Raw genomic sequence first — 18,125 nt, 5'->3', positions numbered from 1 at the left:
AGGAGACAACGCCCCATGAAACCCACGCTCTTCCGCCGCCGCGCGCTGCTGTGCGCCGCCTGCGTCTCGCTCGCGGCGAGCGCGCTGCCCGCCTTCGCGCAAGGCAGCTTCCCCAGCAAGCCGATCCGCATGATCGTTCCCTACGCGGCCGGCGGCAGCACCGACCAGCTCGCGCGCGCCATCCAGCAGTCGATGAGCGAGACGCTGGGCCAGACCGTCATCGTCGAGAACAAGCCCGGCGCGGGCGGCACCATCGGCGTCGACTTCGTGGCCAAGGCGCCGCCCGACGGCTACACGCTGGTGTTCGGCAACACCGGGCCCAACGCGGTGGTCGGGCTCATGCGCAAGGTGCCCTACGACGAGCTGAAGGACCTGCGGCCCGTCTCCACCGTGGCAATCACGCCGATGATCCTCGCGGTGCCGGCCGACAGCCCGGCCAAGACGATGAAGGAGTTCCTCGCGTACGCGAAGAAGAACGGCACGTCGCTGAACATCGGCTCGGTCGGCAACGGTTCGCTGTCGCACCTGTCGGCCGAATATTTCAATGAAGCAGCCGGCCTGCGGCTGCAGCACATTCCGTACAACGGCGGCGCGCCGATGATGACCGCCTTTGCCGGCGGCCAGCTGCAGGCGGCCTTCGTCACCGGGCTCGACGGCGCCACGCTCGTCAACTCCGGCAAGGTGCGCTACCTCGCGGTGGGCACGCTCAAGCCGACCGACACCGTGCCGGGCCTGCCCGCCATTGCCGACGACGTGCCGGGCTTTCGCAGCTCGGCATGGTTCGGCGTGCTCGCGCCGAAGGACACGCCGCCGGACGTGGTCGACAAGCTGCACGCCGCCGTGGCCACCGCCGTGGCCCGCCCCGAGGTGCGCAAGATGTTCGCGGACCGCAACGTGGAGGCGCGCAGCAGCACGCCGCAGGAACTCGAGAAGCTCATTCGCGACGAGATGGCGCAGTGGGGCCCGGTCGTGCGCAAAGCCAACATCCAGATGTGAGAACCCGATTCATGCTCGACAACATCGCAACCGACTTTCCGGAACACACGCCCCGCCCCGCCGGCGCGCCCCAGGCGCTGGCCGGCATCAAGGTGGTCGACTTCACGCACTTCATCGCGGGCCCTTTCGCCACGATGATGCTGGCCGACATGGGCGCCGACGTGCTCAAGATCGAGGCGCCCGGCCGCGGCGACGACTTTCGCCAGTACCCGCCGGTGCACCCCGACCTGGCGCAGGGCGCGCCCTTTCTCTGGTCGAACCGCAACAAGCGCAGCGTGGCGCTCGACCTGAAGACGCCCGAGGGCCTGGAGGTGGCGCGCGCGCTGGCCGCCACCGCCGACGTGGTGGTCGAGAACTTCTCCAGCGGCGTGATGGCGCGCTTCGGGCTCGACTACGAGAGCATCCGCAAGACCAACCCCGAGGTCGTTTACTGCGCGGTGTCGGCCTACGGCCGCGAAGGCGCGTTCGCCGACCGGCTGGGCTTCGACCCCATCGCGCAGGCCGAGAGCGGCTTCGTGTCGATGAACGGCTATGCCGACCGCGAGGGCGTGCGCGCCCTCTCGCCGGTGATGGACATCAGCACCGCGATGATGGCCTGCAACGCCATATTGGGCGCGCTGGTGGCGCGCGAGCGCACGGGCCACGGCCAGTCGATGGAGGTGGCGCTGTTCGACAACGCCGTGCTCATGACGGGCTACGCCACGCTGCAGCACGTGTTCAGCGGCGCCGAGCCCCAGCGGCACGGCAACACCAGCCCCGACACCTGCCCGTCGGGCGTGTTCGAGGCGCAGGACCGCTCCTTCTATATCAACAGCGGCAACAACAAGATCTTCCAGCGGCTGATGGCGCAGGTGGTCGAGCGCCCCGACGTGGCCAACGACCCGGCCTTTGCGACCGGGCGCGACCGCTCGGCGCGGCGCGAGGAGCTGTTCGCGCTGCTGGGCGAAGCCTTTGCGCGGCAGCCGTGGTCGCACTGGCAGGCGCGCATGCGCGCGGCCGGCGTGCCGTGCGGCGAGGTGCGATCGGTGGGCGAGGCCATCCGCTCGCCCGAGGCGCGCGAGCGCCGGCTGGTCACGCGCATTCCGCACCCGGCGGTCGGCTGGGTGCCTAACATGGCGCTGCCCATTCGCTACGGCCGCACGCCCATCGCCGACCCCGTGGCGGCGCCCACCGTGGGACAGCACACGCACGAGGTGCTGCGCGAAGCGCTGGGCTACGACGAGGCACGGCTCGCTTCGCTGGCGCAGGCCGGCGCCTTCGGCCCGCCGGCCACGCGCCACGAAACCGCGGGCGCGCCCGCATGACCATGCGATCGCTCCGTGGCCGGGTGGCGGTCGTCGGCATCGGCGAGACCACCTACTACAAGCACGGCCAGTCGCCCGACGCGGAATTCAAGCTCGCGCTCAAGGCCATCCTCGCGGCCTGCGCGGACGCGGGCCTCGACCCGCGAGAAATCGACGGCTTCGCCTCGTACAGCGACGACCGCAACGACGCCTCGCGGCTGGCCGCGGCGCTGGGCACGCGGCACCTGCGCACCGCCACCATGCAATGGGGCGGCGGCGGCGGCGGGTGCTGCGCGGCGGTGGCCAACGGCGCGGCGGCCATCGCGGCCGGGCTGGCCGATTGCGTGGTGGTGTTCCGCGCGCTGGCGCAAGGGCAGCACGGGCGCTTCGGCCAGGTGGCGGGCATCGACACCGTCTCGGGAGAGAAGGCCTACCTGATGCCCTACGGCGTGCTGTCGCCGCCGCAGCGCTTCGCGATGCGCGTGCGCCGCTTCATGCACGAGCATGGCGTGCAGCAGGAGGCGTTGCGCGCCATCGCGCTGGCCTCCTACCACCACGCGCAGGCCAACCCGCGCGCGGTGATGCACGGCAAGCCGCTGAGCGCCGAAACCTACGACGCCTCGCGCTGGATCGCCGAGCCCTTCCACCTGTACGACTGCTGCATGGAGAACGACGGCGCGGCGGCCATCGTGCTGGTGGCCGCGGAGCGCGCGAAAGACTTCGCGCACAAGCCCGCCTACCTGCTCGGCGCGGCCACCGGTTCGGGCCACCGCACCGGCGCCATCCCGCACAACTCGCCACGCTACGGCAGCGCCAGCTTCGACACCGTGGCGCCCGCGCTCTACGCCATGGCCGGCATTGCGCCGGCCGACGTGGGCGTGGTGCAGAGCTACGAGAACTTCACCGGCGGCGTGGCCATGGCGCTGGCAGAGCACGGCTTCTTCAAGCCCGAGGAGGCGAACGAATTCCTCACGCTCGACAACCTCGTGGCGCCCTCGGGCCGGCTGCCGCTGAACACCAGCGGCGGCAACCTGGCCGAGTGCTACATCCACGGCTTCGAGCTGGTGCTGGAGGCCGTGCGGCAGGTGCGCGGCACCTCGACCAGCCAGGCGAAGCGCAGCGACGTGGCGCTGGTGATCGGCGGGCCGATGGTCACGCCGGTGAGCGACCTGCTGCTGGCATCGGAGAACGTGCTGTGAACGACGCGACGACCACCCACTGCCTTCCGCCGGGCCTGCCGGTTCCGGTGCCCGAGCCCGACGGGCTCTCCGCGCCCTATTGGTCGGGGCTGCGCGAGGGCCGCCTGCGCGTGCAGCATTGCGCCGCGTGCGGCACCTGGCAGTTCGGCCCCGAATGGCTCTGCCATCACTGCCACGCCTTCGACCCCGCCTGGGAAGACGTGGCGCCGCGCGGGCGCATCTACAGCTGGGAGCGCGTATGGCATCCGGCGCATGCCGCGCTCAAGGGGCACGGCGCCTACCTCGTCGTGCTGGTGGAGCTGCCGCACGCCGGCCTCGTGCGGATGGTCGGCAACCTGCTGGGCGACCCGATGCAGGAGGTGCGCATCGGCGCGGAGGTCGAAGGCGTGTACGAACACCACGCCGATGCGCAGCCTCCGTTTTCGTTGCTGCAGTGGCGCCTGCTGGAGGAGAACGCTCGATGAACGGACCGTTGAACGGCCTGAAGGTGGTCGAGTTCGCCGGGCTCGGCCCCGGCCCCTTCGCCTGCATGCTGCTGTCCGACATGGGCGCCGACGTGGTCACCGTCGACCGTCCGGGCCGCAAGCTCGGCGACCGCACCGACATCACCGGGCGCGGGCGCACCGTCGTGCTGGCCGACCTGAAGAACCCGCAGTCGCGCGAAGAGGTTCTGCGGCTGCTCGACAGCGCCGACGTGCTGGTCGAGGGCTTTCGCCCCGGCGTGATGGAACGCCTGGGCCTCGGCCCCGACGCGGTGGCGGCGCGCAACCCGCGCCTGGTCTACGGCCGCATGACCGGCTGGGGCCAGCACGGCCCGCTCGCGCAGGCGGCGGGCCACGACATCAACTACATCGCGCTGACCGGTGCGCTGCACGCCATCGGCCCCGCCGGCGGCGCGCCGGTGCCGCCGCTCAACCTGGTGGGCGACTACGGCGGCGGCAGCCTCTACCTGGTCGTCGGCCTGCTCGCGGCGCTGCACGAGGCGCGGCACTCGGACCGCGGCCAGGTGGTGGATGCGGCCATCACCGACGGCGTGACCTCGCTGATGAGCCTGTTCGCGACCGGCGCGATGCGCGGCACCTTCGCCGAGGCGCGCGGCAGCAATGCGCTGGACGGTGGCGCGCCGTACTACGGCACCTACGAAACGGCGGACGCGCGCCACGTGTGCATCGGCCCGATCGAGCCGCAGTTCTTCGCCGAGCTGTGCGAGCGGCTCTGCGTTGCGCCGGCGCTGCGCGGCGCGCAGCACGACCGCGCGCAGTGGCCGGCGCTGCGCGCCGAACTCGAACGCATCTTCCGCACGCACACCCGCGACGAATGGACCGCGCGGCTCGAAGGCAGCGATGCCTGCTTTGCGCCGGTGCTGGCACTGAGCGAGGCGGCGGCGCATCCGCACCAGCGCGCACGCGAGGCCTTCGTCGAGGTGGACGGCGTGAGGCATCCCGCGCCCGCGCCGCGCTTCTCGCGCACGCCTTCGGCGATCCAGGGGCCCGCGCCGTCGCAGGCCAAGGCGGTGGGGGACGTGCTCGGGCGGTGGGCTTCCATCGCCGGTGCCTGAATCTGTCCAATCCGATGAATCAAAAGGACAACCCTGCCGTTTTTGTTGTGCTCGATAAATCGGGAAGCGGGCATTCAAGCCCGGATCGCCATCCGTATGCGCCGCGATCGAATCCGCCACCCCACGGCAGTCCGCAGAAACCTGTCGTGGTACTCCACCACCGAAGGCGGCCCGGACAGTTGCGCGGCACCCGTACCTGCCTCCCCCGTGCCCTGGAAGAACAGCACATAGCAAACGCCACCGGCCTCGTCCTCGGACGCGGCATCGAAGCTCACGCGGATGTTCGAGCACACGTGCCGCGTGGTCACGTCCGCCGGCCGCGCGGCCAGGAAGCGCGCGATGTCCTCCCGGCCCGCCGACACGTTGCCCATGCGGTCGAGCGCCGCGTTTTCGGTGAACAGGTCGAGCACCTGCTCGTAGCGCCGCGCGTCGAGGTGGTTCGCGAAATCGACGCACAGCCGCGCGCACGCGGCCTCGTCTTCGAGACGGCCAGGGATCGTCATCGCGCGCTCAGCCCAGCATGGAGCCGCGCACGTCCGCCACCGGCAGGTGCGTGGTGCGCAGCAGCAGCGCGGCCACGTTCTCGCCGGCGTCCAGCCGCGCACGCATCTCGTCGGGGTCGAACTCCACGCCGATCGGGTTCACCTCGAAATGCGGGCCGTGCATGAAGGCATTGGCCTCGTCATTGGAGGTGTAGCTGTCGGTCTGGAACTCCATCTGGTTGCCGTCGGGGTCGGCGTAGTACAGCGACACGGTGATGCCGTGGTGCACGCACCAATACGGCGTGACGCCCTTGGCCTTGAGTTCGGCATGCTTGTCGAGCAGCTCGCGCAGCGAGCCGAAGCCGTAGGCCACGTGGTCGACGCCCGGCTGGCCGCGCGGTGCCGCCGCCTCCGACGGGCCCTTCATCAGCCCGAGGTTCAGCAGCGCCACGCGGTGGTGCTCGTCGTCGTAGGTGACGAAGGCGATCACCGGGTTCTGGTACTGCACCTTGGCGCAGAACACGCAGGTGTACCAGGCCAGCATCTGCTCGAAGCGGTATGTGCGGTAGACGATGTGCGCGAACGTGGTGGGGCGGATGCCGGGGCTCATGGTGTCGCCTTCTTTATCGGTAAAACTGACTTTTTTGGCCTGAATCTTCTTTTTATCGATAATATTTGCGCATCCCGCCCCACCCACTCGGTACAAACCCGCCCGCCCATGAGCCAGAATCCGCCGCCGCCCACCGACGACCTGCAAGGCGCCACGCGCGCGAGCATGGTGTTCGAGCGCCTGCGCGAAGACATCCTCGAAGGCCGGCTGGCGCCGGGCGAGAAGCTGCGCATCGAGGCGCTGGAAGCGCGCTACGAGGTGGGCGCGAGCCCCATCCGCGAGGCGCTCAACCGGCTCATCTCGGTGCGGCTGGTCGAGCAGTTCGAGCGCCGGGGTTTTCGCGTGGCGGCGCTGTCGCGCGACGACCTGGTCGATCTGGTGCGCGCGCGGCGGCTGCTCAACGAGGTGGTGGTGCGCGAGTCGTTGCTGCATGGCGACCAGGCCTGGGAAGACGAGGTGGTGCTGGCCTACCACCGCATCTGGCGCTGCCCCATGTCGCTGCCCACCGGCCAGACCAACCGCGAGTGGGAGGTGCTGCATCGCCGCTTCCATGCGTCGCTGATCGCGGCCTGTCCGTCGAAGTGGCTCACCGACTTCCACGAGCTGCTGTTCGACGCGTCCGACCGCTACCGCCGCCTCAATGTGCGCGAGCGCGACCTGGAGCACACGCGCACGGAGCACCGCGAGATCATGGAAGCCGCCGTGAGCCGCAATGCGCCGCTGGCGGTGCAGCGGCTCAACGACTCCATCGACACGCTGCTGTCGCACGCGGACGCGCTCGGCGCCGCACCTTCGGCAACCGCTGCGCGCCCCAGCGCGTAGCGGGCTGCTGCGCTGTGCGACAGCGCAGCCCACAGCCCATCCATCCATCCATCAACCGCCCGTGCGCCCCGGCGGCGTGGCCGTCAGCAGGTTGGCGTCCCGCGCCAGCCGCCACCGGCCGTCCGCCTCCTTGCGCAGCAAGGTGAGCGTGTAGCCCGACCGGTGCACCGGCTCGCCGCCAGCCGGCGTGGCCGTCATGTCGATGCGGTTGCGCATGAAGGCCCACTCGCCCAGCACCTGCAACTCGGCGACTTCGCTCCTGCCTTCGATCCGCACGCCGCGCATGCCTTCGCAGGCCGCGGCAAAGGCCTGCTTGCCGAACGGCGCCTGCCCCGGGACCATGAAGACCGCGTCGTCCGTCATCAAGGCGAGCACGGCCGCGGTGTCGCCGCGCCGGCTCGCGTCCATCCAGTCTTCGACGACCTGCCGTATCGCCTTTTCATCGTTCGTCATCGCGATGTCTCCTTTGCTCCTGCGCGCCTTTGCTTGCTGAAACTCATGTGCCGCCATGGCGCGCCGCCGCATGCGCGGCGCGCCCGCTGGACTCCGCCGACGCCAGCTCGTGCGCCGTCAGCACATAGGCCGGGTTCTGCGTCAGGCGGTCGATGGCCAGGTCGATGAACGCCCGGGCACGCGCCGGCTGGGCGGCGCGGCTGCCGTAGTAGATGAACACGCCCGACCGGTCGGCCACGTGCGCGGTGAGCAAGGGCACCAGCCGTCCGGCGCGGATGTGCGCCGCCGCGGTCACGCTGGTGACGAGGCCGATGGCGTGGCCCGCCAGCACCGCCTCGGTCTCCAGCGCCTCGTCGTTGACGCACAGCGCGGGCACCACCGGGTGCTCGATCACCTCGTCGCCCACGCGCACGTACCAGGGCACGATCTTGCCGGTGCTCGGATGGCGAAAGCCGCTGCAGCGGTGGGCCGCCAGCGCGTTCAGGCTGTCCGGCGCGCCGTGGCGGGCCAGGTACGCCGGGGCCGCGCAAACGATCAGCTGCAGGCCGAACAGCCGGCGCGCGATGACGCCCTCGGCCGGCGACGGCCCCACGCGAAAACCCACGTCGACGCGGTCTTCCACCCAGTTGCCGATGCGGTCGTCGAGCTGCACGTCGGGCTGCACCTCGGGGTAGAGGCGGCAGAACTCGTCGAGCAGCGGCCACAGCACCGGCGCGAAGGTCGAGCGCGGGCCCACGATGCGCAGCGGCCCGGCGATCTCGTCGGTGGCGCGGCGCGCCATGTGCAGCGCGCGCTGCAGGCCCACCAGCGCCGGCTGCGCGGCCTCCAGGAACTGGCGCCCCTCGTCGGTGAGCGACATGCTGCGCGTGGTGCGGTGAAACAAGCGCACACCCAGGTGTTGCTCCAGCTGCGCCAGTGCCTGGCTGGCGGCCTGCGGCGTCATGCCCTGCGCGGCGGCCGCCTGGCGCAGGCTGCCGAGTTCCGCGGTCTTGGCGAAGGTGGCGATGGAACGCAGTTCATTGATCGGCATGCGGCCTCCAGTGTGACGGCCGATTATCAAGAGCAGCTTGCCAGTGCTTCAAGGGCATCGCGTCTAGTTCCGCCTGGGGATGCCGGCCTACATTGGCAGCCGGCCGGATGCGCTCAATATGAATCGCAAGGAGTGACGCGCGACATGCAAACCCACGACGAAATGACACTCTCCCGGCGCGAGCTGCTGCTCGCGGGCGCCGCCTCGGCGGCCGCCACCGCCACGCCGGCGCACGCGGCCACGGCGCCGCCCTCCGGGGCCGGCGCGGCCTCCGCCCGCATGAAGACCTCGATGGAGGTCAACGGCAAGCTGCGCACCCTCACGCTCGACACGCGCACGACGCTGCTGGACGCGCTGCGCGAACACCTGCGCCTGACCGGCACCAAGAAAGGCTGCGACCACGGCCAGTGCGGCGCATGCACCGTGATCCTCGACGGCCGCCGCATCAACGCCTGCCTCACGCTGGCGGTGATGCACGAAGGCGCCAAGGTCACCACCATCGAGGGCCTGGGCACGCCGGGCGCGCTGCACCCGATGCAGGCCGCCTTCGTCAAGCACGACGGCTACCAGTGCGGCTACTGCACGCCGGGGCAGGTGTGCTCGGCCGTCTCGGTGCTCGAGGAAATCCGCGAGGGCATCCCGAGCCACGCCAGCGCCGACCTCACCGCACAGCCGCTGCTGAACGCGGCCGAGCTGCGCGAACGCATGAGCGGCAACATCTGCCGCTGCGGCGCGTACAGCAACATCGTCGACGCCATCACCGAGGTGGCGGGGAGAACGTCATGAGGTCCTTCACCTACGAACGCGTCTCCTCGGCGGCCGACGCCGTGGCGCACGCGGCCCGCGTGCCGGGCGCGCGCTTCATTGCCGGGGGCACCAACCTGCTCGACCTGATGAAGCTGGAGATCGAGACGCCCGCGCACCTGATCGACGTCAACGGCCTGGGCTTCGACCGCATCGAAAGCACCTCCGACGGCGGCCTTCGCGTCGGTGCGCTGGTGCGCAACACCGACCTGGCCGCCGACGCCCGCGTGCGGCGCGACTACGGCCTGCTGTCTCGCGCGCTGCTGGCCGGTGCCTCGGGCCAGCTGCGCAACAAGGCGACCACCGCGGGCAACCTGCTGCAGCGCACGCGCTGCCCGTACTTCTACGACACCCACCAGGCCTGCAACAAGCGCCAGCCGGGCAGCGGCTGCGCGGCCATCGGCGGCTACACGCGCCAGCATGCGGTGGTAGGCACGAGCGAGGCCTGCATCGCCACGCACCCGAGCGACATGGCCGTGGCCATGCGCGCGCTCGACGCCACGGTGGAGACCGTGCGCGCCAACGGCACGCGCCGCACCATCCCGATCGCCGATTTCCACAAGCTGCCCGGCGCCACGCCGCACGTGGAAACAGCGCTGGCGCTCGGCGAGCTGATCACCTCGGTCAGGCTGCCCGCGCCCCTGGGCGGCAGGCACATCTACCGCAAGGTGCGCGACCGGGCCTCGTACGCGTTCGCGCTGGTGTCGGTCGGTGCCATCGTGCAGCGCGACGGCAGCGCCCGCGTGGCGGTGGGCGGCGTCGCGCACAGGCCGTGGCGCATCGAGGCCGCGGAGGCCGAGATGCCGCGCGGCGCCAAGGCCGTGGCCGCCGCGCTGTTCGCCGGCGCCACGCCGACCGCGCAGAACGCCTTCAAGCTGCCGCTGGTCGAGCGCACGCTCGACGCGGTGCTGGCCGAAGCCAGGAGCTGAGCGATGAAGTTCGACACACCCGCCACCACCAACCCCATCGACCAGCTCAAGGTGATCGGCCAGCCGGTGGACCGCATCGACGGCCCGCTCAAGACCACGGGCACCGCGCCCTACGCGTATGAACGCCATGACGTCGCGGCGAACCCGGCGTACGGCTGCATCGTGGGCTCGGGCATTGCGAAGGGGCGAATTCTTTCGTTCGACCTGTCGCGCGCCAAGGCCGCGCCCGGCGTGCTCGCCATCGTCACGCACGAGAACGCGGGCAAGCTGGACAAGGGCCGCTTCAACGCCGCCCGGCTGCTGGGCGGCCCGGTGGTCGAGCACTACCACCAGGCCATTGCGCTGGTGGTGGCCGAGACCTTCGAACAGGCGCGCGCCGCCGCGCAGCTGGTGCAGGTGACGTACGCGCGCACCGAAGGCGCGTTCGGCCTCGCGCACGCCAAGGCCTCGACCGAGCGGCGCACCACCGACCGCGACAACACCGTCGGCGACTTCGCCGGCGCGTTCGCCAAGGCGGAGGTACGGCTGGACGCCACCTACAGCACGCCCGACCATTCGCACGCGATGATGGAGCCGCACGCCACCCTTGCCGCATGGGATGGCGACAGGCTCTCGGTGTGGACCTCGAACCAGATGATCGACTGGACCACCGGCGACCTCGCCAGGACGCTCGGCATGCCCAGGGACAAGGTGCACCTGATGTCGCCGTACATCGGCGGCGGCTTCGGCGGCAAGCTGTTCCTGCGCGCCGACACACTGCTGGCGGCGCTGGGCGCGCGCATTGCGCGGCGGCCGGTGAAGGTCGCGATGCAGCGCCCGCTCATCGCCAACAACACCACGCACCGGCCCGCGACCATCCAGCGCATCCGGATCGGCGCCACGCCGCAGGGAAAGATCACGGCCATCGGCCATGAAAGCTGGTCGGGCAACCTGGCCGACGGCAAGCCGGAGAACGCGGTGCAGCAGACGCGCCTGCTCTACGCGGGCGAGCACCGCCTCACCGGCACGCGCCTGGCGCTGCTCGACCTGCCCGAGGGCAACGCCATGCGCGCGCCGGGCGAGGCGCCGGGGCTGATGGCGCTGGAAGTCGCCATCGACGAGATGGCCGAGCGGCTGGGCATCGACCCGATCGAGTTCCGCGTGCTGAACGACACGCAGGTCGATCCGGCCAATGCCGCGCGGCCTTTCTCGCAGCGCCGCCTCGTCGAATGCATGCGCACCGGGGCCGAGCGCTTCGGCTGGAACCAGCGGGGCGCGAGGCCGGGCCTGGTGCGCGATGGCCGCTGGCTGGTCGGCATCGGCATGGCGGCGGCGTTTCGCAACAACCAGGTCACGAAGTCGGGTGCGCGCGTGGCGCTCGACAGGCTCGGCATGGTCACGGTCGAGACCGACATGACGGACATCGGCACCGGCAGCTACACCATCATTGCGCAGACCGCCGCCGAGATGATGGGCGTGCCGCTGGAGCGCGTGGTGGTGCGCCTGGGCGACTCGCGCTTTCCGGTGTCTTCCGGCTCGGGCGGCCAGTGGGGCGCCAACTGCTCGACGGCCGGCGTCTATGCGGCCTGCACCAAGCTGCGCGACGCCGTGGCACGGCGCGCGGGGCTCGAGCCGGTGGGCGCGGTGTTCTCGGACGGGATGGTGCGCGCGGGCGGGCGCAGCGTGCCGCTCGCGGGCCTGGCGGGGCTGGAGGGAGAAGGCGCCATCGTCGCCGAAGACGTGCTGGAGTTCGGCAACCTCGACAAGCAATACCAGCAGTCCACCTTCGGCGCGCATTTCGTCGAGGTGGGCGTCGATGCGTTCACGGCCGAGATCCGCGTGCGGCGCATGCTCGCGGTGTGCGCCTCGGGGCGCATCCTGAACCCCAAGTCGGCGCGCAGCCAGGTGATCGGCGCGATGACCATGGGCGTGGGCGCCGCGCTGATGGAAGAGCTGGCCGTGGACGAGCGGCTGGGCTTCTTCGTCAACCACGACCTGGCGGGCTACGAGGTGCCGGTGCATGCCGACATTCCGCACCAGGAGGTGATCTTCATGGACGAGACCGACCCGATCTCCTCGCCCATGAAGGCCAAGGGCGTGGGCGAACTCGGCATCTGCGGCGTGGGCGCCGCGGTGGCCAACGCGGTCTACAACGCGACCGGCGTGCGCGTGCGCGACTACCCGATCACGCTGGACAAGCTCATCGCGCGCATGCCGGACGCGGCCTGAGCGCGCGGAGACTCGCGCGTCGGGTTCATCGGGTTGGTCAGGTTCGTCGGATTGGCAAGCGCGGCTTGCCAGTTCTACAAGGCGCCACGGGCTAGTTCCGCGGGGCGGGGCTGCCTAGAGTCGAGGCATGCACTCCCAGCCCGTTCCGAACGCCGATCCCGCACAGCGCCCGCGCCATGCGGCCGTGCTCGCCATCATCCTTGCGAGCTACCTGATGATCGTGATCGACATCTCGATCGTCATCACCGCATTGCCCAAGATGCAGGCCGGCCTGCACCTGTCGCCGGCGAGCCTGTCGTGGGTGCAGAACGCCTACACGCTGGCCTTCGGCGGGCTGCTGCTGCTCGGCGCGCGGGCGGGCGACATCCTGGGGCGGCGGCGCATGTTCATCGCCGGGCTCGGGCTCTTCACGCTGGCCTCCTTCGCCATCGGCATTTCACCGTCACCGGCATGGCTGTTGGCCGCGCGCGCGGTGCAGGGCGTGGGCGCGGCGGTGCTCGCGCCTTCGACACTGGCGCTGCTGTCCACCCACTTCGCCGAAGGGCCGGCACGCACGCGCGCACTCGCTTATTACGCGGCCGCGGCCGGCGTGGGTGCGAGCGTGGGCCTGGTGCTGGGCGGGCTCGTTGCCGACCTGCTCTCGTGGCGCGTGGGCTTCTTCATCAACGTGCCGCTGGGCCTTGCGCTCATGTTCGGCGCGCGGCGCTGGCTGGCGGAAACGCCGCGCCGCGCGGGGCGGCTCGACCTGGTGGGCGCGGTGAGCTCCACGCTGGGCATGAGCGCGCTGGTGTACGGCATCGTGCGTTCGGCGGAAGCCGGCTGGGGCGAAGGCATCGCGCTGGCGGCGCTGCTGGCGGGCGTCGCGCTGCTGATGCTGTTCGTGGCCAACGAGCGCCGCGTGGCGCAGCCGATTCTTCCGCTGCGCCTGTTCGCCCACCGCGAGCGCAGCGCGGCCTGTGCCGCGCGCGTGCTGTTCCTGGGCGGCATGGTGGGCTTCTGGTTCTTCACCACGCAGTACCTGCAGGGCGTGCTGGGCTACCGCCCGCTCGAGGCCGGCCTGGCGTTCCTGCCGGCCACCCTGCCCAACTTCGCGGCGGCCATGCTGGTGCCCGCGCTCACGCGCAGGTTCGGCAATGCGCGCCTGCTGGCGGCGGGCCTTGCGACAGGCATCGTGGGCATGGCATGGCTCGCGCAGGTGTCGGCGCACTCGCCGTACCTCACGGGCGTCGCATTGCCGATGGTGCTCATCGGCATCGGCCAGGGCGGCGTGCTGGGGCCGCTCACGGTGGCGGCGGTGAGCGGCGTGGACGCGGAAGACGCCGGTGCGGCGTCGGGCCTGGTGAACGTGGCGCACCAGCTCGGCGGATCGCTCGGGCTGGGGCTGCTGGTGGCGGTGTTCGCGGCCTCGAGTACAACAGCGCCGGCGCTGCCTTCGGTGCAGTTGGCCCACCGCATCGCCGCGACCTTCGACGCCAGCACCGTCATGCTGACGATGGCGCTGGCGATCGTCTGGCTGTTCATTGTGCGGCGCCGCATGCCCGAACCCGCCGCAGCCGCGCGCGCTTGACAAGCCTTGCGGCGGCGCCCAATACTCAACTCGCTGGTTAACCATAAACAGGAGACCCGAGATGAAGTACCAAGGAAGCTGCCACTGCGGCGCGGTCAGGTTCGAGGCCGAGGGCGAGATCGGCACGGCCACCGCGTGCAACTGCTCGATGTGCCAGCGCAAGGGCATCCTCATGTGGTTCGTGCCGCGCAGCGCGCTGCACCTGCTGACGCCCGAGGAAAACGCGTCCACCTACATGTTCCACAAGCACATCATCAAGCACCGCTTCTGCCCGACCTGCGGCATCCATCCTTACGGCGAAGGCGTGACGCCCACGGGCGAGCCCATGGCCGCCATCAACCTGCGCTGTATCGAGGGCATCGACCTGCAGGCCATTCCGGTGCAGCACTTCGACGGCCGCTCGAAGTGAGCGGCTGACCGCCGACTGACGGGCCCGGCGCGGGAAAGCCACGAACCGCCGGCCTTGCCTCGCGTTCGTCACCCGCGGCGCGGCAGATGTGTCAAAGTCCGACAAAGACTCCTGAACGTCACCGTTGCGGAACCGCCCCTTGTTCAGTCGACCCTCCATCACCTCCCGGACGATGGCTTTCGTGGCTGTCGTCTGCCTGAGCCTCGTCGCGCTGGACGGCTGGAACAGCTGGAACTCCCGCTCCGAGGAGCTGCGGCAGATGAGCACCGCGGCGTCCAACCTCGCGCGCGCCATGGCGCAGCAGGCCGACGACACCATCAAGGAGGCCGACACCGCGCTGGTCGGCGTGGTCGAGCGCATCGAGTACGACGGCACGGGGCCGGCGGCCGTGGAGCGGCTTCGCAAGGTGCTGGCCTCTCAGGTAACCGAACTGCCGCAGCTCGACGCGCTGCACGTGTACGACAAGGACGGCAACTGGATCGTCAACTCCCGGCACAACGCGCCGGAGAACCTCAACAACGCCGACCGCGAGTACTTCGTCTTCCACCGCACCCACGCAGAGCGCGGCCCGCACATCGGCATTCCGGTGAAGAGCCGCACCACCGGGCGGCTGCTGGTGCCGATCTCGCGGCGCATCGACCAGGCGGACGGCAGCTTCGCGGGCGTGGCGCTCGCGACCATCGACATCGACTTCTTCATGAAGTTCTACGACAGCCTGGACATCGGCGAGGCGGGCGCCGTGGCGCTGGTGCTGGAAAACGGCACGATGATGACGCGCCGGCCCTTCAGCGCCGGCACGGTCGGGCGGGACATGCGCGACACCGACCTCTTTCGCGCCTACACGGCGCAGGGGCCGGCCGGCACCGCCTACATCCGCTCGGCGCAGGACGGCGTGACGCGCCTGAACAGCTTCCGGCGCGTGGCGAACTACCCGCTGTTCGTGGCGGCCGCGTTGTCGAAGGACGAGATCCTCGCCGTCTGGTGGCACGACACGCTGTGGCATTCGGCCGGCGTCATCCTGCTGGCGGGCATCGTCGGCTTCGTCGGGCTGCGGCTGGTCAGGCAGATCGAGCTGCGCACCAAGACCGAGGCCGAGCTGCGCCGCGCGCGCGACGCGCTCGAAAAGCTCAACAAGACACTCAACACGCTCGCCATGGAAGACGGCCTCACGGGCCTGGCGAACCGCCGGCAGTTCGACGCGACACTCGACACCGAATTCAGCCGCGCGCTGCGCGACGCGAGCACGCTGGCGCTGATCCTGATCGACGTCGACTGCTTCAAGCAATACAACGACATCTACGGCCACGCCGCCGGCGACGAGTGCCTGCAGTCGATCGGGCGCACCATCGCCGAGCTGACACCGCGGCGCCCGGGCGACCTCGCCGCGCGCTACGGCGGGGAAGAGCTGGCCGTGCTGCTGCCCGAGACGGAGGTGGCCGACGCCGTCGAGCTGGCGGAACGCATCCGCCACGCGGTGCGCAACCTGAAGATCGAGCACACGGGCACCGAAGCCGGCTTCGTGACCCTGAGCGCCGGCGTGGATACGCTCAGCCCCGTGCCCGGCGCGGGCCAGGCCAAGGAACTGATCCGCTCGGCCGACAAGGCCCTGTACGTGGCCAAGACGGCGGGGCGCAACCGGGTGTGCACCAACGAAGACGCCGGCCCCGACGGCTGAAGAACACTGGTCAGACCGCTCAGACCGCTCAGACCACTCCGACCGCATTCACCGGCGACGCCAGCGCGTGCCGTTCCAGCGCGCGCATCACCGCCGCCGTTCGCGTCTCCACGCCCAGCTTCACGTACACATGCTCCAGGTGCTTGTGCACGGTGCGCGGGCTGATCTCCAGCAGGGCGGCGATCTCGGCGTCGGTCTTGCCGCGTGAGAGCCAGTGCATCACGTCGCCCTCGCGCGGCGTGAGGACGGGCGCCGGTCCCACAGTTCCCGAAGCTTCCACAGTTGCATCGGGCGCGGCGGACAGCGGCAGCTCGGCACGGCAGGTCAGCAGCCGGTACAGGAAGGCCACCGCCACCGCGTGCTCCAGTCCCGCGCGCCGGTAGTAGTCGGCCTGGGGCGCGCGACGGTGGTAGTCGGCCTGCGGCGCGCGCCGGCAGTAGTCGGCCTGCGGCGCGACGTGGCGCAGCCCATGGCGGCCCGGCGCCTGCGCGACGCTGTGCTTCGCGCGCAGGCCATCGTCGCCGTGATGCCGCGCGGGCGCCCCCGCGGACTCCAGTTGCTCGAGCAAGCGAAGCGCGCTTGCGCAGTCGTTGCGCGTCAGATGCGTCATGGCATGCCCCTTTCACGGTGCATACGCATTGCTGCGTATGGCGCCTGTGCGCATCGGGACGCAGGATGCGCGCAGGCCCTTCGCCCCCTCGATCCAGTATAGGCAGGCGAACGCCGCGCATGCCGCCTGTCGGCGAAGGGGATACACATGGCCATCGACGAAACACGGCTTAACGCGTTCATGGGTAACTTCGTGCATGACCTGGGGGCCGTGATGCATGCGGCCACCATCGTCGTGGGCGACCAGCTCGGCCTGTACAAGGCGCTGGCCGAAGGCCCGACGAACGTGGAGACGCTCGCGCGCCGCACCGAGACCGACCCGCGCTACCTGCGCGAATGGCTCTCGGCCCAGGCCGCCAGCGGCTACGTGCAGTACGAGCCCAAGGGCGAGATGTTCTCGCTGTCCGAGGAGCAGGCCTTCGCGCTGGCGCAGGAAGGCAGCCCCGCGTTCATACCGGGCGCCTTCCAGATCGCCGTGGCGCAGTTCAAGATCATTCCCAAGATGGTCCAGGCCATGCGCACGGGCCTGGGCATCGGCTGGCACGAGCACGACGCCGCCCTCTTCCACGGCACCGAGCGCTTCTTCCGGCCCGGCTACGCGGCCAACCTGGTGAGCCAGTGGATTCCGGCGCTCGAGGGCATTGCGCCGCTGCTGGAGCGCGGCGCGCGCGTGGCGGACGTGGGCTGCGGCCACGGCGCCTCCACGCTGCTGATGGCGCAGGCCTACCCGAAGTCCAGCTTCGTCGGTTTCGACTACCACGCGCCTTCGATCGAACGCGCGCGCGAAACGGCGAACAAGGCCGGCGTCGACGATGCGCAGCGCCTGCGTTTCGAAGTCGCGAGCGCGAAGGATTTCCCCGGCGAAGACTACGACCTGGTGGCCGTGTTCGACTGCCTGCACGACATGGGCGACCCCGTGGGCGCGGCCTCGCACGTGCGCAGCACGCTCAAGCCGCAGGGCACGTGGATGATCGTCGAGCCCTTTGCCAACGACCGTCTCGAGGACAACCTCAACCCCGTGGGGCGCGTCTTCTATTCGGCGTCGAACTTCATCTGCACGCCGGCCTCGCGCTCGCAGGAGGTCGGCCTGTGCCTGGGCGCGCAGGCCGGCGAGGCGCGCATCCGCGACGTGGTCACGCAGGGCGGCTTCAAGCACTTCCGCCGCGCCAGCCAGACCCCGTTCAACCTGATCTTCGAAGCCCGTCCGTGAGGACATCCAAGGAGCTGCCATGTCACGCCAATACATCGACTGCCGCGAATTCCCGAGCACGATGAACTGCAGCGTCGCGCTCTCGGCCGACACCGAGGGCGAACTGCTCGATGCCGCGGTGCAGCACGCCGTGTCTGTCCACGGCCATGCCGACACCCCCGAGCTGCGCAAGCAGCTGGCCACCCTCTTCAAGACCGGCACGCCGCCCGTGCAGGCGCCGGCCCAGCAGAAGGTGCCTGCCTGACGATGCGGCCGTGCGGGCCGGCTTGCGGCTCGCGCGC

19 protein-coding genes are annotated in these 18,125 nt (G+C 70.5%); 14 read left to right on the top strand and 5 right to left on the bottom strand.

The genetic code is table 11. The annotated features are described in order from the left end of the window. Positions 1 to 15 precede the first annotated feature (15 nt). The 5 genes from BM013_RS33185 to BM013_RS33165 are packed head-to-tail and all read left to right on the top strand — an operon-like array spanning position 16 to position 5,036. Positions 16 to 996, top strand: a complete 981-nt coding sequence (locus BM013_RS33185; RefSeq protein ID WP_093133108.1) for a Bug family tripartite tricarboxylate transporter substrate binding protein — start codon at positions 16 to 18, stop codon at positions 994 to 996. An 11-nt stretch (positions 997 to 1,007) separates the two neighbouring features. Continuing rightward, positions 1,008 to 2,300, top strand: a complete 1,293-nt coding sequence (locus BM013_RS33180) for a CaiB/BaiF CoA transferase family protein (protein ID WP_093133106.1) — start codon at positions 1,008 to 1,010, stop codon at positions 2,298 to 2,300. A gap of 2 nt (positions 2,301 to 2,302) precedes the next feature. Next, positions 2,303 to 3,478, top strand: coding sequence for a thiolase C-terminal domain-containing protein (locus BM013_RS33175; RefSeq protein ID WP_256221815.1), 1,176 nt, complete (start codon positions 2,303 to 2,305; stop codon positions 3,476 to 3,478). Continuing rightward, positions 3,475 to 3,942, top strand: a complete 468-nt coding sequence (locus BM013_RS33170) for a Zn-ribbon domain-containing OB-fold protein (protein WP_093133102.1) — start codon at positions 3,475 to 3,477, stop codon at positions 3,940 to 3,942. The genes BM013_RS33175 and BM013_RS33170 overlap by 4 nt, the downstream gene beginning before the upstream one ends. Beyond that, the gene (locus BM013_RS33165; protein WP_093133100.1) at positions 3,939 to 5,036 is read left to right on the top strand and encodes a CaiB/BaiF CoA transferase family protein; all 1,098 of its coding nucleotides are present in this window, start codon (positions 3,939 to 3,941) and stop codon (positions 5,034 to 5,036) included. The genes BM013_RS33170 and BM013_RS33165 overlap by 4 nt, the downstream gene beginning before the upstream one ends. A 74-nt stretch (positions 5,037 to 5,110) precedes the next feature. Here the strand turns inward: BM013_RS33165 and BM013_RS33160 are convergent, their stop codons facing one another. Together BM013_RS33160 and BM013_RS33155 are read right to left on the bottom strand one after the other, a co-directional pair. After that, a complete protein-coding gene (locus BM013_RS33160; protein WP_093133098.1) occupies positions 5,111 to 5,539 on the bottom strand; it encodes a nuclear transport factor 2 family protein in 429 nt (142 codons plus the stop codon). A 7-nt stretch (positions 5,540 to 5,546) separates the two neighbouring features. Continuing rightward, a complete protein-coding gene (locus BM013_RS33155) occupies positions 5,547 to 6,128 on the bottom strand; it encodes a VOC family protein (protein ID WP_093133096.1) in 582 nt (193 codons plus the stop codon). A 108-nt stretch (positions 6,129 to 6,236) separates the two neighbouring features. Between BM013_RS33155 and BM013_RS33150 the strand changes: the two genes are divergently transcribed. Further along, complete coding sequence (locus BM013_RS33150; protein WP_093133094.1) at positions 6,237 to 6,950, top strand: GntR family transcriptional regulator; 714 nt, start codon at positions 6,237 to 6,239, stop codon at positions 6,948 to 6,950. 51 nt (positions 6,951 to 7,001) lie between these two features. On the opposite strand, the gene BM013_RS33145 is transcribed toward BM013_RS33150, so the two are convergent. After that, on the bottom strand, positions 7,002 to 7,403 hold the full coding sequence (locus BM013_RS33145; RefSeq protein WP_093133093.1) for a YybH family protein: 402 nt from the start codon (positions 7,401 to 7,403) through the stop codon (positions 7,002 to 7,004). 43 nt (positions 7,404 to 7,446) lie between these two features. Further along, positions 7,447 to 8,433, bottom strand: coding sequence for a LysR family transcriptional regulator (locus BM013_RS33140; protein WP_093133091.1), 987 nt, complete (start codon positions 8,431 to 8,433; stop codon positions 7,447 to 7,449). 144 nt (positions 8,434 to 8,577) lie between these two features. Between BM013_RS33140 and paoA the strand changes: the two genes are divergently transcribed. The 6 genes from paoA (at position 8,578) to BM013_RS33110 (ending at position 16,025) form a co-directional block, all read left to right on the top strand. Then, positions 8,578 to 9,219 (top strand): aldehyde dehydrogenase iron-sulfur subunit PaoA, encoded by a 642-nt coding sequence (paoA, locus tag BM013_RS33135; RefSeq protein WP_093133089.1) that lies wholly within the window; start codon positions 8,578 to 8,580, stop codon positions 9,217 to 9,219. Further along, positions 9,216 to 10,166 (top strand): FAD binding domain-containing protein, encoded by a 951-nt coding sequence (locus BM013_RS33130; RefSeq protein WP_093133087.1) that lies wholly within the window; start codon positions 9,216 to 9,218, stop codon positions 10,164 to 10,166. Before paoA ends, BM013_RS33130 begins: the two co-directional genes overlap by 4 nt. Positions 10,167 to 10,169: 3 nt before the next feature. Next, positions 10,170 to 12,374 carry an aldehyde oxidoreductase molybdenum-binding subunit PaoC gene (gene paoC, locus BM013_RS33125; RefSeq protein ID WP_093133086.1) on the top strand — a complete coding sequence of 735 codons (2,205 nt, stop codon included), beginning with the start codon at positions 10,170 to 10,172 and terminating at the stop codon, positions 12,372 to 12,374. Positions 12,375 to 12,501: 127 nt separating this feature from the next. Next, entirely contained in the window at positions 12,502 to 13,941 is a 1,440-nt protein-coding gene (locus tag BM013_RS33120; protein WP_093133084.1) for an MFS transporter, read from the top strand. A gap of 61 nt (positions 13,942 to 14,002) precedes the next feature. Further along, positions 14,003 to 14,350: a GFA family protein gene (locus tag BM013_RS33115; RefSeq protein WP_093133082.1), complete on the top strand. Its 348-nt coding sequence runs from the start codon at positions 14,003 to 14,005 to the stop codon at positions 14,348 to 14,350. A gap of 172 nt (positions 14,351 to 14,522) precedes the next feature. Further along, on the top strand, positions 14,523 to 16,025 hold the full coding sequence (locus tag BM013_RS33110; protein WP_256221814.1) for a sensor domain-containing diguanylate cyclase: 1,503 nt from the start codon (positions 14,523 to 14,525) through the stop codon (positions 16,023 to 16,025). A gap of 28 nt (positions 16,026 to 16,053) precedes the next feature. Here BM013_RS33110 and BM013_RS42280 read toward each other — a convergent pair whose 3' ends face one another. Then, positions 16,054 to 16,635 (bottom strand): helix-turn-helix transcriptional regulator, encoded by a 582-nt coding sequence (locus BM013_RS42280; protein WP_093133078.1) that lies wholly within the window; start codon positions 16,633 to 16,635, stop codon positions 16,054 to 16,056. A gap of 147 nt (positions 16,636 to 16,782) precedes the next feature. Between BM013_RS42280 and BM013_RS33100 the strand changes: the two genes are divergently transcribed. Beyond that, entirely contained in the window at positions 16,783 to 17,844 is a 1,062-nt protein-coding gene (locus BM013_RS33100) for a class I SAM-dependent methyltransferase (RefSeq protein WP_093133076.1), read from the top strand. A gap of 19 nt (positions 17,845 to 17,863) precedes the next feature. Further along, on the top strand, positions 17,864 to 18,088 hold the full coding sequence (locus tag BM013_RS33095) for a DUF1059 domain-containing protein (protein ID WP_093133074.1): 225 nt from the start codon (positions 17,864 to 17,866) through the stop codon (positions 18,086 to 18,088). Positions 18,089 to 18,125: the final 37 nt, after the last annotated feature.

Source organism: Variovorax sp. OK605 (genome assembly GCF_900115445.1).
Lineage (GTDB): Bacteria > Pseudomonadota > Gammaproteobacteria > Burkholderiales > Burkholderiaceae_C > Variovorax.
The sequence above is the reverse complement of the archived record's forward strand: the minus strand, read 5'-3'. Positions and strand labels throughout refer to the sequence as shown.

Excerpts from the sequence above, each read along its gene's own strand:
- BM013_RS33145 (WP_093133093.1), bottom strand. The coding sequence starts at position 7,403 with ATGACGAACGATGAAAAGGCGATACGGCAGGTCGTCGAAGACTGGATG.
- BM013_RS33155 (WP_093133096.1), bottom strand. The coding sequence starts at position 6,128 with ATGAGCCCCGGCATCCGCCCCACCACGTTCGCGCACATCGTCTACCGC.
- BM013_RS33160 (WP_093133098.1), bottom strand. The coding sequence starts at position 5,539 with ATGACGATCCCTGGCCGTCTCGAAGACGAGGCCGCGTGCGCGCGGCTG.
- BM013_RS33110 (WP_256221814.1), top strand. The coding sequence starts at position 14,523 with ATGGCTTTCGTGGCTGTCGTCTGCCTGAGCCTCGTCGCGCTGGACGGC.
- BM013_RS33140 (WP_093133091.1), bottom strand. The coding sequence starts at position 8,433 with ATGCCGATCAATGAACTGCGTTCCATCGCCACCTTCGCCAAGACCGCG.
- BM013_RS33180 (WP_093133106.1), top strand. The coding sequence starts at position 1,008 with ATGCTCGACAACATCGCAACCGACTTTCCGGAACACACGCCCCGCCCC.
- BM013_RS33130 (WP_093133087.1), top strand. The coding sequence starts at position 9,216 with ATGAGGTCCTTCACCTACGAACGCGTCTCCTCGGCGGCCGACGCCGTG.
- BM013_RS33150 (WP_093133094.1), top strand. The coding sequence starts at position 6,237 with ATGAGCCAGAATCCGCCGCCGCCCACCGACGACCTGCAAGGCGCCACG.
- BM013_RS33100 (WP_093133076.1), top strand. The coding sequence starts at position 16,783 with ATGGCCATCGACGAAACACGGCTTAACGCGTTCATGGGTAACTTCGTG.
- paoC (WP_093133086.1), top strand. The coding sequence starts at position 10,170 with ATGAAGTTCGACACACCCGCCACCACCAACCCCATCGACCAGCTCAAG.
- BM013_RS33185 (WP_093133108.1), top strand. The coding sequence starts at position 16 with ATGAAACCCACGCTCTTCCGCCGCCGCGCGCTGCTGTGCGCCGCCTGC.
- BM013_RS33175 (WP_256221815.1), top strand. The coding sequence starts at position 2,303 with ATGCGATCGCTCCGTGGCCGGGTGGCGGTCGTCGGCATCGGCGAGACC.
- BM013_RS33095 (WP_093133074.1), top strand. The coding sequence starts at position 17,864 with ATGTCACGCCAATACATCGACTGCCGCGAATTCCCGAGCACGATGAAC.
- paoA (WP_093133089.1), top strand. The coding sequence starts at position 8,578 with ATGCAAACCCACGACGAAATGACACTCTCCCGGCGCGAGCTGCTGCTC.
- BM013_RS33120 (WP_093133084.1), top strand. The coding sequence starts at position 12,502 with ATGCACTCCCAGCCCGTTCCGAACGCCGATCCCGCACAGCGCCCGCGC.
- BM013_RS42280 (WP_093133078.1), bottom strand. The coding sequence starts at position 16,635 with ATGACGCATCTGACGCGCAACGACTGCGCAAGCGCGCTTCGCTTGCTC.
- BM013_RS33115 (WP_093133082.1), top strand. The coding sequence starts at position 14,003 with ATGAAGTACCAAGGAAGCTGCCACTGCGGCGCGGTCAGGTTCGAGGCC.
- BM013_RS33165 (WP_093133100.1), top strand. The coding sequence starts at position 3,939 with ATGAACGGACCGTTGAACGGCCTGAAGGTGGTCGAGTTCGCCGGGCTC.